The sequence below is a fragment of the Rhodanobacter sp. A1T4 genome (assembly GCF_014207185.1).
Taxonomy (GTDB): Bacteria; Pseudomonadota; Gammaproteobacteria; order Xanthomonadales; family Rhodanobacteraceae; genus Rhodanobacter.
Window position 1 is genome coordinate 266,226 of the sequence record NZ_JACHCP010000002.1, and the last position, 15,260, is coordinate 281,485.

Annotated in this window: 16 protein-coding genes; 7 read left to right on the top strand and 9 right to left on the bottom strand. The window is 59.9% G+C overall.

Annotated elements, in window-relative coordinates; translation table 11 throughout:
- The first annotated feature begins 8 nt into the window (after positions 1-8).
- Entirely contained in the window at positions 9-680 is a 672-nt protein-coding gene (gene can / locus HDE80_RS04375; RefSeq protein WP_184668249.1) for a carbonate dehydratase, read from the top strand.
- Positions 681-829: 149 nt separating this feature from the next.
- On the opposite strand, the gene HDE80_RS04380 is transcribed toward can, so the two are convergent.
- The 5 genes from HDE80_RS04380 to HDE80_RS04400 form a co-directional block, all read right to left on the bottom strand.
- Positions 830-1,042 carry a hypothetical protein gene (locus HDE80_RS04380; RefSeq protein ID WP_221437419.1) on the bottom strand — a complete coding sequence of 71 codons (213 nt, stop codon included), beginning with the start codon at positions 1,040-1,042 and terminating at the stop codon, positions 830-832.
- Between the two features lie 186 nt (positions 1,043-1,228).
- Positions 1,229-2,008 carry an N-formylglutamate deformylase gene (gene hutG, locus HDE80_RS04385; protein ID WP_184668251.1) on the bottom strand — a complete coding sequence of 260 codons (780 nt, stop codon included), beginning with the start codon at positions 2,006-2,008 and terminating at the stop codon, positions 1,229-1,231.
- Between the two features lie 45 nt (positions 2,009-2,053).
- A complete protein-coding gene (gene gorA, locus HDE80_RS04390) occupies positions 2,054-3,403 on the bottom strand; it encodes a glutathione-disulfide reductase (protein WP_184668253.1) in 1,350 nt (449 codons plus the stop codon).
- A gap of 127 nt (positions 3,404-3,530) precedes the next feature.
- Positions 3,531-4,790, bottom strand: coding sequence for an FAD-dependent oxidoreductase (locus HDE80_RS04395; RefSeq protein WP_184668255.1), 1,260 nt, complete (start codon positions 4,788-4,790; stop codon positions 3,531-3,533).
- A gap of 296 nt (positions 4,791-5,086) precedes the next feature.
- Positions 5,087-5,626: a helix-turn-helix transcriptional regulator gene (locus HDE80_RS04400; RefSeq protein ID WP_184668257.1), complete on the bottom strand. Its 540-nt coding sequence runs from the start codon at positions 5,624-5,626 to the stop codon at positions 5,087-5,089.
- Between the two features lie 218 nt (positions 5,627-5,844).
- Here HDE80_RS04400 and HDE80_RS04405 point away from each other — a divergent pair, with 218 nt between their 5' ends.
- From HDE80_RS04405 to HDE80_RS04420, 4 genes are all read left to right on the top strand, one after another.
- Positions 5,845-6,096, top strand: a complete 252-nt coding sequence (locus tag HDE80_RS04405; RefSeq protein WP_184668259.1) for a DNA-binding protein — start codon at positions 5,845-5,847, stop codon at positions 6,094-6,096.
- The gene (locus tag HDE80_RS04410) at positions 6,093-6,284 is read left to right on the top strand and encodes a hypothetical protein (RefSeq protein WP_184668261.1); all 192 of its coding nucleotides are present in this window, start codon (positions 6,093-6,095) and stop codon (positions 6,282-6,284) included. Before HDE80_RS04405 ends, HDE80_RS04410 begins: the two co-directional genes overlap by 4 nt.
- 231 nt (positions 6,285-6,515) lie before the next feature.
- Positions 6,516-6,980, top strand: a complete 465-nt coding sequence (locus HDE80_RS04415) for a hypothetical protein (protein WP_184668263.1) — start codon at positions 6,516-6,518, stop codon at positions 6,978-6,980.
- A 164-nt stretch (positions 6,981-7,144) separates the two neighbouring features.
- The gene (locus tag HDE80_RS04420) at positions 7,145-7,720 is read left to right on the top strand and encodes a C40 family peptidase (RefSeq protein WP_184668265.1); all 576 of its coding nucleotides are present in this window, start codon (positions 7,145-7,147) and stop codon (positions 7,718-7,720) included.
- A gap of 76 nt (positions 7,721-7,796) precedes the next feature.
- On the opposite strand, the gene HDE80_RS04425 is transcribed toward HDE80_RS04420, so the two are convergent.
- Together HDE80_RS04425 and HDE80_RS04430 are read right to left on the bottom strand one after the other, a co-directional pair.
- Complete coding sequence (locus HDE80_RS04425; RefSeq protein WP_184605056.1) at positions 7,797-8,282, bottom strand: peptidylprolyl isomerase; 486 nt, start codon at positions 8,280-8,282, stop codon at positions 7,797-7,799.
- A gap of 36 nt (positions 8,283-8,318) precedes the next feature.
- Positions 8,319-9,551 (bottom strand): MFS transporter, encoded by a 1,233-nt coding sequence (locus tag HDE80_RS04430; protein ID WP_184605054.1) that lies wholly within the window; start codon positions 9,549-9,551, stop codon positions 8,319-8,321.
- A gap of 301 nt (positions 9,552-9,852) precedes the next feature.
- Here HDE80_RS04430 and HDE80_RS04435 point away from each other — a divergent pair, with 301 nt between their 5' ends.
- The gene (locus tag HDE80_RS04435) at positions 9,853-11,178 is read left to right on the top strand and encodes a DEAD/DEAH box helicase (protein ID WP_184668267.1); all 1,326 of its coding nucleotides are present in this window, start codon (positions 9,853-9,855) and stop codon (positions 11,176-11,178) included.
- A 167-nt stretch (positions 11,179-11,345) separates the two neighbouring features.
- Here HDE80_RS04435 and fghA read toward each other — a convergent pair whose 3' ends face one another.
- Together fghA and HDE80_RS04445 are read right to left on the bottom strand one after the other, a co-directional pair.
- Positions 11,346-12,194, bottom strand: coding sequence for an S-formylglutathione hydrolase (gene fghA, locus HDE80_RS04440; protein ID WP_221437420.1), 849 nt, complete (start codon positions 12,192-12,194; stop codon positions 11,346-11,348).
- A gap of 68 nt (positions 12,195-12,262) precedes the next feature.
- Positions 12,263-13,012: an SDR family NAD(P)-dependent oxidoreductase gene (locus HDE80_RS04445; protein WP_184605051.1), complete on the bottom strand. Its 750-nt coding sequence runs from the start codon at positions 13,010-13,012 to the stop codon at positions 12,263-12,265.
- A gap of 147 nt (positions 13,013-13,159) precedes the next feature.
- Here HDE80_RS04445 and HDE80_RS04450 point away from each other — a divergent pair, with 147 nt between their 5' ends.
- Positions 13,160-15,133, top strand: a complete 1,974-nt coding sequence (locus HDE80_RS04450) for a DEAD/DEAH box helicase (RefSeq protein WP_184668269.1) — start codon at positions 13,160-13,162, stop codon at positions 15,131-15,133.
- The last annotated feature ends 127 nt before the right edge of the window (positions 15,134-15,260 follow it).

Below are 15,260 nucleotides of genomic sequence, written 5' to 3' on the forward strand. Positions count from 1 at the left end.
CCAGCACCTTGACCAACCCATTGCAAGATCTGATTGACGGCAACCGACGCTGGTCCGCCGCAATGAACGACGCCGACCCGCACTTCTTCAAAAACCTCGCGCAGCAGCAGTCGCCAAAATATCTATGGATCGGTTGCTCCGACTCGCGCGTGCCGGCCACTCAGATTGTGGACCTGCCACCCGGCGAGATCTTCGTGCAGCGCAATGTCGCCAACGTGGTGTCGCACACCGATCTCAACTGCCTTAGCACGATCCAGTTCGCCGTCGACGTGCTCAAGGTCGAGCACATCATCGTGGTGGGCCACTACGGCTGCGGTGGTATCCAGGCCGTGCTGGACCAGCGCCGTCTCGGACTGGTCGACAACTGGCTGCGCCATGTTGGCGACGTCGCGCAGAAGCACGACATCATGCTCTCCGCGCTGGATACGATGACACTGCGCAATATGCGGCTGTGCGAACTCAATGCGATCGAACAGGTAGTTAATGTCTGCCATACCACGATGGTGATGGACGCATGGGAACGCGGCCAGAAGCTCGCGGTGCACGCCTGGTGCTACAGCCTCGACAACGGTCACATGAACGATCTGGACATGCATGTCGATGCGCGCGATGCGCTATGGCCAACCTATGCAAAGGCGCTGAATCGACTCGCTGTCTTGGCAGGAAAGTCGCCGGCCTGACCGAAGCGACAGAGGCGATCCCTCGACTCCAGCCATGTCGATTGGAAGCCTGGCAAACCCAATTCAATCCTGAGCCAGTGCCCAGGACATAAAAAAACCCGTCGGTTTTGCCGACGGGGTTTCGACTCGTGCAACTGACTCGCTGGGTATTAACCAGCCGTCGAAGCCGAGGCCGGAGCAGCCTTTTTGGTTGCTGCCTTCTTGTGGGTCTTGGTGGTGCTGCTCTTATGCTTGGTGGCATGAGCAGCCTTGGTGCTGGACGCGGCCGCCGGAGCGGAGCTAGCGGCAGCCTGGGCGAACACAGAGCCGGAAAGAGCCACGCCAGCTACAAGCAAGGAAGCGATCGCAAGTTTACGCATCATGATGTTGAGCCTCAAAATTAGGTATCGCGAACCCGGCCGGAACCCGGCGTCTCGGGTGGCGCGACGAGATGACCTTAACAGCAAAGGGGGGATACCGAAGCTGAACAAAACACGGGAAATTCACGTCGAAAGGAAGGCCCAGTCTTGACTTTCCAAAGCGTCAATTCATAACGTAATAACTTGCGATCATGCCAGTGCGGTTTGCAGCAATTGCCCGATCAAATCCTGCACTGCCGAGGCTTTTTGCTCGTCGTAAGCGAAGCTTTCCTCGTCCATATAGTTGACCTGCGCCAGCTCCAGTTGCACCGCCTGCACTCCGCTAGCCGGCTTGCCGTACTGTCGGGTGATATAGCCACCTTTGAAGCGGCCGTTGACGGCAAAACTGAAGCGTGACTGCGATTGGAGGCAAGCTTCCAGCCCCGCTTGCAGCGGCCTGCCACAACTTTCACCCGCTGCCGTTCCCAGGTTGAAATCGGGCAGCTGACCATCGAAAAGCATTGGCACATGGCTGCGAATGGAGTGGCCCTCCCACAACACGGCACGGCCGTGCTCTTCAAGCAATCTCGCAATTTCATGCGAAAGCGCTTGATGATAAGGACGCCAGAACTCGTTTATGCGTTGTTGTACTTCAGACGCATCGGGAGCCTTGCCATCCAGATAGAGCCGCTCGCCATCGAAACCTATCGTCGATACCAGACCGGTTTCGCGTTGCCCGGGATATAGCGCATGACCGTCGGCCGGTCGATTGAGATCGATCACATAGCGCGACGAAACAGGCTTCAGGACGCTGGCACCGAGCTTCTGCGCCAACGGTTCGTAAAGACGACCGACATGCCAGTCAGTATCCGGCGAGCGCCTGGCCGCCGGCAGCATGCGCGCGGCGATATCGTCGGGAATGAAGCTGCCGTCGTGCGGCAGACTGATCAATAGCGGCGAGCTGCCGCGTTTAAGCGTGAAGGTATTCATGGGCTTGATTGTAGTAGCGATCCCGCATCCACTGCCCTGCCACCATCAGCTCATCGACAAGAGTTCTTCGGCAACCGTGGGGTGAATCGCCACCGCCGCCTCAAGGTCGCGCTTGCGCAAATCAAGCTTCATTGCCACCGAGAAGCCCTGCAGTATTTCGTCGGTGCCCGGGCCCAGCAGATGGATGCCGACCACGCGCTCATCCTCTCCCACACAAACCAGCTTCATCAGATTCTGTTCGTTACGCCCCACCAACATGAACTGCATCGGCGTGAAGTGACTGCGGTGGATCGTGACCTCATCGCCGTATTGCTTGCGAGCCTGCTCTTCGGTCAACCCGACCGTGCCAAGTGGCGGCTCGGAAAAAACCACGCTGGGAATGATGTCGTTATCGATAAGGCCATCCGTTTGACCGCCAAACAGCCGGTCAGCAAGTCGCCTTCCGGTAGCCACCGCTACCGGTGTCAGTGCCTTGTTCTGGGTAATGTCGCCCACAGCGTAGACGCCCGACAGGCTGGTGTTTTGTTGCGCGTCGACCAGCACGTGGCCAAGCTTGTCGGTATTCACGCCGACTGCATCAAGCCCCAACTTTTCACTGTTGGGCACACGCCCCACGGCCCACAGCACGGCATCGTAGGGACCGCGCAAACCGACCTTGGCGTCGTCCAGCATGATGCCATCCGCCGTACGACATGCGCCTTTGACCGCACTCTGATCGTCGATGCGAATGCCCTGCGCTTCCATTTTCTCCCTCAGCGCCTTCACCATTTCGACGTCAAAATTCTTCAGCAGTCGTTCGACGGCCAGAACATCGACGTCAGCGCCATGTGCCCGCAGCAAGCCAGCGAATTCCACTGCGATATAACCACCGCCGACGATCGCGATACGACGCGGCAAGGTCTGCAGCGAAAACATGTCATCGGACACCATGCCCAGTTCGAACCCCGGCAGATCGAGCCGACGCGGACGAGCGCCGTTGGCGATCACGATGTGAGCCGCCTGCAGTTGGCTACCGTCGGTCAACGCAACCGTATCGGCAGCAATGAAATGTCCGGCCTGATGCACGACTTCGATGTTTTTTTCCTGCAACCGCTTGGCGTATCGCTGATTGATGCCCGCGATATAACGATCGCGCAAGCCACGAAAATGCTCCCAATCCAGCCGCCCGGTTTGCAGGTCAAAACCAAACTCGACGGCCAGCTGCTGAGCCTGCGCCAACTGCGCGGAAAACCACAGCACCTTCTTCGGCACGCAGCCACGATTGACGCAGGTACCGCCAAGCGCCAACGCAGGATCAAGCAAGGCGACACGTGCGCCATGGCGGGCTGCGCGAAACGCTACCGACAATCCGCCGGAGCCAGCGCCGAGTACGATCAGGTCATAGCTTGCAGTCATTGGCGCGCTCTTCATCTGGTTCGGCAAAGCTAACCGAAAACGCACGAAGTCGTCGTCACTCTGTGCAACCAGTTCAGATACGGACGACGCAGCAGCGATACGCCCTCAACGCTGCACCAAACAATGATTAAAGTCCGAACCTTGCCGGAGCGTAAGGCAGTGCATCGATGGGCGAAGGCGGCCCACCGAGCATGCTGGTCGCCAACTCGCCAGTGGCTGTCGACATGCTGACGCCCAGCATGCCGTGCCCCGTTGCCAGCAGCAGGTTGGACCAGCGTGCGCTTCGTCCGATGATCGGCAATTCGTCCACGCTCATCGGCCGCCAGCCCCACCACTCCTCAAGCAGTTCGGGGCCTTCCGGCTCGCGCAGCCCCTCGGCAGCACCACGGCGTAGCGCATTCAGTCGCGTGCGGTTGATGCCTTCGGCATAACCGGAAAATTCCATCGTGCTGCCCAGCCGGTAACCGCTCTGCCACGTGGTGACGCATACCGACGCCTCGCGCAACACCAGCGTATGACGTGGCGCCAGAGCAGGCCTGGTATAGGTGAGTGAGTACCCTTTGCCTGGTTGCATCGGCAGACGCAGATCCAGCTTTTTTGCCAGTAGCGGCGACCAGGCGCCTAGCGCCAGCAGCACGGTATCGCCCTGGAATATGCCTCGACTGGTGACTACCTGCGTGATGCGGTCTTCGTTGGTCGTGAAATCATCGATACGTGCACCCGTCTCGATCACACCGCCGAGTGCAATAACGCGTTGCGCCAGCTCAGCCACGTAGCGATCCGGCCGCAGTCGCGCATCGCCTGGGTGGAACAGGCCGCCGACGACGCCTGGCGTCAACGCCGGTTCCATCGCCTCGACGTCCTCGCCGTGCAGACGCTGCACCTCGATCCCGAGACCGTCGAGTACGGCCGCATGATGTTGCTCGTCAGCAGCCTGTTTTTTCGCCGTGCGGTAAGCGTAAAGCACGCCATCCTCGGCGAATTCGCAATCGAGTTTTTCATCACGCACCAACTCACCCAGGAGTTGCCGCGAGCGCTGCAGAATGGCTAGACGCGCCGCTGCCGCATGGTTGAAGTCGCGCCAATTGCAGCGTCGTGCAAAACCCAGCAGCCAGCGAAGGCGCGGCCCGTCGAAGCGCGGATTGAGATACAGCGGCGCGTCGGATTTCAAGATCGAACGCAGTGCCATGCCGATCATCCCCGGCATCGCCAACGGCGGCGCGTGGCTGGGCGTGATCGTGCCGCAGTTGCCGTGCGAGCTGCCGCAACCCACTGTGCCCTGCTCAAGCACCCGCACGCTGGCGCCGGCCTTGAGCAGAGATAGCGCACACGCCAGCCCGATGACACCGCCGCCAAGAATCAATACATCACTGCGCGAATTACTCATGGCGCGAGTGTAATGGCCCGCTTGTCCTGCTGTATTTCAGGTTGCCCAGCAGATTGACTTGCGCATTGGAGCTCCCGTACTTACCCCCCATGCCATCCGCGTGGATGACGGTACCTGCAACACTGGTTTTGCCAGCGGCCCGCACTTTGATCACGCAAGTCGCACCTGCCGCGTCCGCAATCCAATAGAGAGCCATACCGGGTGATTCAAGGCTGCAGACACGATGAAGTCTGGATTTGCAAAATGAAACCGGCCACCGGGCCGCCTCATGCGTCCCTACTCTGGATGAGCTGGCGTCATGCGGCGGCTGTCCGTGCAAAACGCAATACCTTGGCTTCCGGCAGGCCTTCGTCCAGCAGCTCATAAAGCATGGTTACCAGCTCGGCATGCTTTGCCGGAGGCAGAACTTTTTCACCGAGCGCTTCCGTGGCCAGCCGCACCGCCATCATCAGAACGTCGTGCCTGACAGGTTGCGAAGCGTCTTGTGACGCCGGTTGAGAGGGCTCGTCACGCAAGTTCGGCGGTAATCCGAAGGCCTTGGTCCGACGCCCATCAGCGTCCCTGTCGTCGCGGGCGATAACCCTTGCGATATCCGTTGCAGATGAAGGGTTGAGAGCTGGATCCAGCTTTTCCTCTCCAAGGCCGGTGAGAACCCACAGCGGACTCCAGCCAAGATCAGCCAGATGCTTCAAAGCTTCGGCACCTATTTCGCGTTCGCCTCTCTCCCAGTTACCCAAGGTGTTTTTGTGGATGCGAATTTTCGGCGCAAAAGAAGCCTGGCTCTCGGAACCTCGAATGAGTGCCAGTCGTGCGCCCTGCTCTTCTTTCAACCCCATTTCACGCCTTCACTTCGAAAGGGTGGATACCTATGCAAAGACGTTTCCGCACTCTCACTTTGGGCAATCTATTGATATAAAAAGTCATACAGCTAAATTTCCCGGGCGGGGTTTGAGAACGAAGAAAGAAACACTTTTGAGGTTGACATGACCTCAAAAGAGGTTTATATCTATCTCCTAGACATCACTCATGAATAACAAGGGGCATTCAAGGCGCGATGAGGCGTGAAACTGCACTTACTCCGGATCAGGTACGCCAACAGCTTCGCCAGCGCGGTGAAACGCTTACGAAATGGGCTGCCGAGCATGGCTACGACCGCAAAGCGGTCTATCGCGTCATGAGCGGCACCGACAAGGCCTATTACGGCAACGCACACAAGATCGCTGTCGAGCTAGGCCTGAAACTGGCTGAAGAGGAGCCTAGCACTCCAGCCGGCACTGGCAATACGCAACGACGAGCGGCGGCTTGAATATGTCCGCTACTCCTTATCCATCTTCGCCCGATTATCCAGGTTCGTTCGATGCCATCGAGTGTGGTGCCATCGCGGAACTCAATGCACACGAAGCCATGCTTTGCGGTGACCTGGATGCGGAAGCGCAATGGCGTGAACTAGCCGAAGCGTATTACTGCATTGCCATGTTGGGACTACCGCAATGACCCGCGGGACTAAAGGACGCCATACCCACAATCTGCTCGAGATCCTGAAACCGCATTCGCCGTTGTCGGGACCCAGGTCCGATGTTAATCGCCGAGCACATCGCCTTCGACGAGTGACTTGCCGACCGGACTTGTCGAAGTCAAACCGGAAATCGTGCCACCGGTACAGGGCGCGTTCCACGTAGATAACGCCGGCAATATCAAGAGATCGAGTACGACCAGTGCGAACGGATGACAAACGGATTTTTGAAGTTCAGCGAAATAGCGGAGGTGGAGTTGATGAAAACGGATCGTAAGTTGCGGCTACAAATCAACACGCGGGGAGCATGGAGAGACCTGCTGCAGTTCAGACCGGAACACCGGGCTGACGTGCTGCGTGCAACCAAACTGCTCGGTGGCATTCTGGGCGATGAGATCCAGTGGTGCATGGTTCAAGAAGATGGGCGCCATCAAAGGCTGCCAAACATGCGTGGCCCGTGGTTGCCCATCACGGGCGAATACCCCGAACCACTGAGAGATGTCATGGTGACCGTCTATGACGCGAACGAGCACGAGAACGTCGTGTACATGGCTTATCGCAAACAGGGCGACTCATCGGACTTCTATCTCAGCGGAACATTCGACCAGGTTTTGCACAACGCCTATGCATGGACCGAAGTGATCGCCCCTGCACCAACTAGGCAGGTGGCGGCGTGAATCGACCAGGCCGCAATCAAGTCTGTATGTATACGGCGACATTGCCCAATCCGGACGGATCGTCGCCGACGTCGGCTCCAACCCAAGCCTCGTCCAGTCTCTGAGAACTTCCTTATAAGCTATTGATTTGATAACCTCGGCGCGTCTCTCGCCGAGGTTGTTTTATGCGCCAGGATCCTGCCGTCCGCTTTGCGCATGTGCCGCCGGCATGGCGGAAAGGCTGCCGATGGCTTTTGGCGATCGTCATCCTGCTGCTTGCAGCCTGTTCCAGCGCGCCACATCGGCGCGAACCGACCTACAAGGACTCGCATTCGTCGCTGGCGGATTTACCTGCACGTGCGCCTTCGGCCGCCAATACGGGAACGGCCAACGATGTGTTGTTTCGTGCCATAGCGCTGGTCGGCACGCCATATCGCTGGGGCGGCAACACCCCTGCAGGTGGTTTCGACTGTAGCGGCCTGGTCGACTACATCTATCGCAACGCCGCGGACATTTTGCTGCCGCATAGTTCACGCGAGATGGCGGTAATGAATGGCGAAGAAGTTCGGCAGATGACCGACCTGGCCAGCGGCGACCTGGTGTTCTTTGGCGGCAGCGGTGGCGTCAGTCATGTCGGCGTCTATGTCGGCAAGGGGCGCTTTGTGCATGCGCCCAACAGCGGCGGCACGGTAAGACTGGATGATATTGACGGGCCTTACTGGCGCGATCATTTCGTCTACGGCAAGCGATTGCTGGATTGACACGATAGCTTTACTGCACTCATGAAAAACGGCGCTCAATGGCGCCGTTTTTTATCTTGGGAACGCGAAGCTGCGATCAGTGCGCGTCAGCGCCCGGCGCATGCGCGTGGCCATGCTGCAACTCTTCCTCGGTGGCATCACGCACGTCGCTGACACTGACGTCAAAGTGCAGATCCTTGCCGGCCATCGGATGGTTGAGATCGACGTCGATCGTGCTCATGCCGACCTTGTGCACGGTTACGGCGCGCTGGCCTCCTTCCTTCAGCTGCAGAATCGTGATCATGCCGGCCTTGAGACGATTGGCCTGGGGGAAATACTTTTTCGACATGCGCTGGATCTGATCTTCCTGACGTTCGCCATAGCCGTCGACCGCGGACACATCCACTTCCAGCGTGTCACCGGCTTCATGACCTTCAAGCGCGCTCTCCAGACCTGGAATCAGCTGGCCATGGCCCAGCAGTACCCACAACTGCTGCTCACGATCATGCGAACTTTCGACCTTCTCACCGTCGACCGTCAGCGTGTAGTGGAGTGCGATGACCTTGTCCTTGCCAGCCTTCATTGCATGTCTCTCGAATGGTTAAAGGTCGGAATTCTATCAGGTGGCTTCTTTCTCGAAATCCAGCCCCCGCGCCTCCGGCCCCAACCACACCAGCAACGCCAGAATCAACGCCACCACGCCAATCCAGAGCGACATCGCAAACGCAAAGTCACCGCCGCGCCAGTTGGCGATCCAGGTCTGCGCCGTGGCCGTACCTGCCGCCAGCAGGTTACCCATCTGATAGGCAAAGCCCGGCAGCGTCGCACGCATCGGGCCTGGCGAGAGCTCATTGAGATGCGTGGGCACTACGCCCCATGCGCCCTGCACCATGACCTGGATCAGGAACGCACCCAGACCCAGCAGAAGCAGCGAGCCACCGTACGTCCACAGCGGGATCACCGGAATCGCCAGCAGCGCAGCGATGATCATCGCCTTGCGCCGGCCGATGCGTTCGGACAGCACGCCAAAGAACAGTCCGCCGACCAACGCGCCCAGATTGAGCAGCGCGACCAGCATGAAGGCAGTGCCTGAGCTGGTATCGAGGTGCAGATTGACCTCTTCGAACGTGTGATACATGTCCTGCGAGCCGTGGCTGAACATGTTGAAGGCTGCCATCAACAGCATCAGGTAGATGCCCAGCTTCCAGTGCCCACGCATGGATTCGCGCAGCGTCTGCTTTTGCCGGGTGCCCTTGCTGCTTTCCCACACCGGCGATTCCGGCACGCTGCGCCGGATATACAACACCAGCAGCGCCGGCACCGCGCCGACGATGAACAGCCCGCGCCAGCCGATGTGATCGACCAATAGCCAGTTCGCCAGAGCAGCCAAAAAGAAGCCGCACGGATAGCCACTTTGCAGCAGGCCGGAAATCAGTCCGCGTGATTTCGCCGGAATCGATTCCATCGCCAGCGAGGCACCGATACCCCACTCGCCGCCCATGGCGACACCAAACAGGAAACGCAGCACCAGCAACGCCGTCAGGGACGGCGAAAACGCCGTCGCCAGTTCGAATACCGAGAACAGAATGATGTCCAGCATCAGAATCGGTCGACGCCCGAATCGGTCGGCCAGCCGTCCAAACAGCAACGCGCCGATCGGCCTCGCTGCCAGCGTCAGGAACAGCCCGTAGGTAACCGCCTTGTTGTCGACACCGAACTCTTTTGCGACGCCAACGATCACGAAGGTCAACAGAAAATAATCGAACGCATCCAGCGTCCACCCAAGAAAACTGGCGAATACCGTATGTCGCTGGGTGTGGTTGAGTTCCCGCAAGGGTGCAAGCAGCGACATCAGGCTTTCCTTGGATTGAATCGACGAATAGCCTTTATCGTATGCCGGACGAGAGCATGGTTTGCAACGCCAAAGATGAAGATTTCGCACAAGTAACCTTCATGACTCACGCGATAGTTGGCCGCTCCGCTAGCTATCGCCAACCCCGCATTTTGCTTCGTTGCAACAAAAACGAGCATGGCGGCAGTTATCACGCTATACTTGGCGGCGAAGTCGTTCTGACTTCAGCGGCGACCCGCCGCATTTATCCCCAAGTCTGCAACACGGTATCAACACTCCGGGTTGCTCAGGAGTGTTTCCAATGTCTTTCGATTCGCTGGGCCTTGCGCCCGCGTTGTTGCGTGCGCTTGCCGATTACGGCTACACCAAACCCACCCCGATCCAGGCCGCCGCGATTCCACCCGCGCTGGAAGGTCACGACCTGCTCGCTGCCGCGCAAACCGGCACCGGCAAGACAGCAGCCTTCGTGCTGCCGCTGCTGCAGCGCCTTTCGACCAGCGGCCAGACGATGACGCGTCGTCCGCGCGCGCTCATTCTTACCCCGACCCGCGAACTGGCTGCCCAGGTTCATGAGAACCTGCGCGACTACGGCAAGCACATGCAGGTCAGCGCTACCACCATCTTCGGCGGCGTCAGCATGGGGCCGCAGATCAACGCACTGCGCCGTGGCGTCGACGTAGTCATCGCTACGCCCGGTCGTTTAATGGACCACATGCAACAGCGCACGCTGGATCTGTCCGGCGTCGAAACGCTGATCCTGGACGAAGCCGACCGCATGCTCGACATGGGCTTCCTGCCTGCGCTGAAGCGCATCCTCGTGGCGTTGCCGAAAAAGCGGCACACGATGCTGTTCTCTGCGACCTTCGCTCCGGCGATCAAGGCGCTGGCGATGGAGTTCATGCACAATCCGCGCGAGATTTCGGTCTCGGCACCGAACACCGTCACCACCCTGGTCAGCCATCAGGTGCATCCGGTCGACGCAGCGCGCAAGCGCGATCTGCTGTTGCACCTGCTGTCGGTCGACAGCCGTCGCCAGTCGCTAGTGTTCAGCCGCACCAAGCATGGCGCTGACAAGCTGGTGACCTTCCTCAATGCCTCGGGTCTGCGCACCGCCGCGATTCACGGCAACAAGAGCCAGAACGCCCGCACCCGCGCCTTGAGCGATTTCAAGAGCGGCCGCGTCACCGTATTGGTTGCCACCGACATCGCCGCTCGCGGTATCGATATCGATCAACTGCCGATCGTGATCAACTTCGATCTGCCGATGGTGGCCGAGGATTACGTGCATCGCATTGGCCGCACGGGTCGTGCCGGTTCGGAAGGCCTGGCGATTTCGCTGGTCAGCCACGACGAGTCCGGCCTGCTGCGCGACATCCGCAAGCTGCTGAACCAGGATATCGCGATCAACAATGTGGCCGGTTACGAGCCATCGCATCCGCTGCGCCTGGATGCCGGTGCACCACGTCCGGTGCAGCGTCCTCAGCAACGTGCACCGCAGCGTCAACCGCGTCAGGGCAAGACCTCGACATCGGCACGCCCAACCGGCTTTGCTTCGCCGGGCCGCAGTGATCACGCTGCCGGCAATCACAAGCGCCGTTCGAACCAGCGCCCAGCCGCTAAGGCGTAAGTAGCGTCAAGTTCAAATAAATAAGTAGCGTCAAGTTCAAATAAATAAGTAGCGTCAAGTTCAAATAAAAAAGCGGCCTCATGGCCGCTTTTTTGTGAACGCATTGTCGGGCTCGTTGGGATCTAGCAAAAACGGACCTTTGAGTCGTTCACGCTTAGTAGCCAAGATCAAAGCAAGCCCAGCGCCGTGGCGTGATGGCGCAGATGGTCTTCCATGAATGTCGAGATAAACCAGTAGCTATGGTCGTAACCCGGCTGCCGGCGCAAAAGCAGCTCCTGCCCCGCTTCAGCGCAGGCCTGATCGAACAGTTCAGGTTTCAATTGGCCTTCCAGAAACTGATCGGCCTCGCCCTGATCGATCAGGATCGTGCCCGGAAAGGTCTGCTTCCTCACCAGCTGGCAGGCGTCGTACTGCGCCCAACTTGATCGATCATCGCCGAGGTAACGCGGCAACGCCTTCAGCCCCCACGGCACCTCGCTCGGCGCCACGATCGGTGCGAAAGCCGATACCGAGCGATAGCGATCCGGATGTTTCAACGCGATGGTCAGGGCGCCATGACCGCCCATCGAATGGCCAAAGATACTGCTGCGCGCGGCGTCCACCGGAAAGTTTTTGGCGATCAGTGCGGGCAATTCGTCAACGATGTAGCTGTACATGCGAAAGTGCGCCGACCATGGCGCCTGCGTGGCATCCACGTAAAATCCAGCGCCCTCACCAAATTCCCAATCGCCGGTGGCACCTTCGATGTGGGTACCGCGCGGGCTGGTATCGGGCATCACCAGGATCAATCCCAGTTCGGCCGCCAACCGCTGCGTACCGGCCTTGATGGTGGCTGTCTCTTCGGTGCAGGTGAGCCCGGCGAGGTAATACAGCACCGGACATGGTCCCTGCACCGCTTGCGGCGGCTGATACACCGCGAATCGCATCGGACCAGCACAGCTTTCCGATTGATGACGGTAAAACCCCTGCACGCCACCGTGGCAACGCTGCTCGGAAATCGTTTCGATCATGCTCATCATCGCTCCTGACTGTCTACCGAACGGCGATGATAAATGCGCGCCGCACGACCTCTCCAAACAACCGCTCAGCGCTCCTGATCGGTCGGCCGCAGCAGTACCTCGTTGATGCAGACATGTGAAGGCCGAGTGACGCAGAACAGGATCGTTTCAGCGATATCCTCGGCCTGCAACTGGCGCATTTCCTTCGCACGCGCATCGAGCGACTGACGGCTGGCAGAATGACCAATGTGATCGCGCAATTCGGTCTCCACCATGCCGGGCTCGATCACGCTGACACGGATGTTGTCCTTGTAGATTTCGCGCCGCAGCGCCTCGGAGAAACCGACCACGCCGAACTTGGTCGCCGCATACGCGGCCGCCATGGGATTGGCGACACGCCCGGCGACCGAGGCAACATTGACGATATGTCCGTCGTGGCGCGCGCGCATGCCAGCCAGCACAGCCTGGGTAGAGGCGATCAGACTGAGCACGTTGAGCTCCAGCATGCTCCGCCAACGGCCGAGATCAGCCTCGGCGACCGGCTCCAGGTACATCACGCCGGCGTTGTTGATCAGGATATCGAGCCGGCCGAAATGCGCCTCGGTATCGGCAACGATGCGCTGGGCTTCATGTTCGTTCAGCAGATCGGCCACCAGCACGAGCGGTTCCGTGCCCAGCTCACGCAAGCGCGCAGCGAGTGCCTGCAGGCGATCTTCGCGGCGCGCCACAATGGCGACCTTGGCTCCGGCTTCAGCCAGCGCCAGTGCGGTTGCCTCGCCAATGCCGGACGAAGCGCCAGTGACCAGGGCGACACGATCGTTGAGTCGATGATTCATTTTTTCTCCTGACGAGGATCATTGGCGCGTTGATTAGCACAAAGCCGCGCAATTAAGCATGTTGCATCGGGCCTTGACGCAAGGGGCTGTTACAATAGAACTCTTCTTACACCCTTGCATGCCCTCTGCATGACATCGAAGGCTCCCATGTCCCCCGCGTCTCCCGATTCCACCCCGGCCACCGCTGCCGGTTTCAGCGCCCTTGGTCTCCCCGCCGAGGTGCTCCGCGTTCTTGGCGATGTCGGCTACGAGTCGCCGTCGCCAATCCAGGCCGCGACCATTCCGCCGTTGATGGAAGGCCGCGATGTGCTCGGTCAGGCACAGACCGGCACCGGCAAGACCGCCGCGTTTGCGCTGCCAATCCTGTCGCGCATCCATCCGCGTGCTGGCAAGCCGCAGGCGCTGGTACTGGCACCGACGCGCGAATTGGCCATCCAGGTGGCTGAAGCGTTCCAACGCTACGCCGCACATATCCCCGGTTTTCAGGTGCTGCCGATCTACGGCGGCCAAAGCTACGGCCCGCAGCTGCATTCGCTCAAACGTGGCGTGCATGTTGTCGTCGGCACGCCCGGCCGCGTGATCGACCATCTGGACAAGGGCACGCTGGATCTGTCCGAGCTGCGCTTCCTGGTGCTCGACGAAGCCGACGAAATGCTGCGCATGGGCTTTATCGACGACGTCGAGAAGGTGCTGCAGGCCACGCCGCCGGAACGTCAGGTCGCACTGTTCTCGGCGACCATGCCGTCGGTGATCCGCAAGATCGCGCAGAAGCACCTGAAGGATCCGGTCGAAGTCACGATCAAGTCGTCGACGACTACCGCGCCCAACATCCGCCAGCGTTACTGGTTCGTCAGCGGCATGCACAAGCTCGATGCGTTGACGCGTATCCTCGAAGCCGAACCGTTCGACGCGATGATCATCTTTGCGCGCACCAAGCAGGCCACCGACGAACTGGCCGGCAAACTGCAGGCTCGCGGGCTGGCGGCAGCCGCCATCAATGGTGACGTCGCGCAGGCACAGCGTGAACGCGTGATCCAGCAGCTGAAGGATGGCAAGCTGGATATTCTCGTGGCGACCGACGTCGCCGCGCGCGGCCTCGACGTAGAGCGCATCAGCCACGTGTTCAATTACGACATTCCCTATGACACCGAAAGCTACGTGCACCGCATCGGTCGCACTGGCCGTGCCGGCCGCAGCGGTGAGGCGATCCTGTTCGTCAGCCCACGCGAAAAGGGCATGCTGGGTGCAATCGAACGCGCCACACGCCAGCCGATCGAACAGATGCAGCTGCCGTCCGTCGACGTGGTCAACGACGTACGCATCAGCAAGTTCAAGCAGCGCATCAGTGACATGCGTGCGCAGGGTGACCTTGGCGAGTTTCAGAAGCTGATCGAGCAGTACGAGCAGGAGCACAACGTGCCGGCGATCGAAATCGCCGCGGCGTTGGCGCGTATCGCCCAGGGCGATCAGCCGCTGCTGCTGGCACCACCGCCGAAGCGCGAAAAGTACGAGTCTGCGCCGCGCGAGCATTCGTCGCGTGAAAGGGCTTCACATGATCGACCGGATCGTCCATCGCGCGATCGACCCACCAGCGAGCGCCGCCCACCTGCGGATCGCGATAGCCCAACCAGCCGTCCGGCACGCGACTTCAAGCCGCGTGAGTCAGCTGCGCACGACGGCGCACCGCCGCGCGAGTTCGGCAACCGTCCGGTGCGTGCACACGCCACCGAGGAAGGCAAGCGCACCTATCGCGTCGAAGTCGGCCACGAGCACGGCGTGAAGCCGGGCAATATCATTGGTGCCATCGCCAACGAAGCCGGGCTGGAAAGCCAGTTCATCGGCCGCCTCAGCATCCGTGATCACTACAGCCTGATCGACCTGCCCGACGGCATGCCGAAGGAAGTGTTCGAGCATCTGAAAAAGGTCTGGGTGGTACAGCAGCAGCTGCGCATCCACGAGTGGGATGGCAACGACACCGCCTCTGGCAGCGCACCGCCGGCACGCAAGCCCGGGGGTACAGGAAAAACTGGTGGACCTAAGCCCGGTGGATTCAAACCCGGTGGTCCCAAGCCAGGAGGCTTCAAACCGGGCGGCAGCAAGCCACCGCACCGCAAGCCGTAAATGAAAGCCGCAGCCTCGTGCTGCGGCTTTTTGCCGAGCGCTTCGTCGCGGCAGCGATTGTTTCGAACAGGCGACGGACCGTTTCTTCGAGGCCCCTGCCCACGACGCTGCAAATGCTGCGATTGCC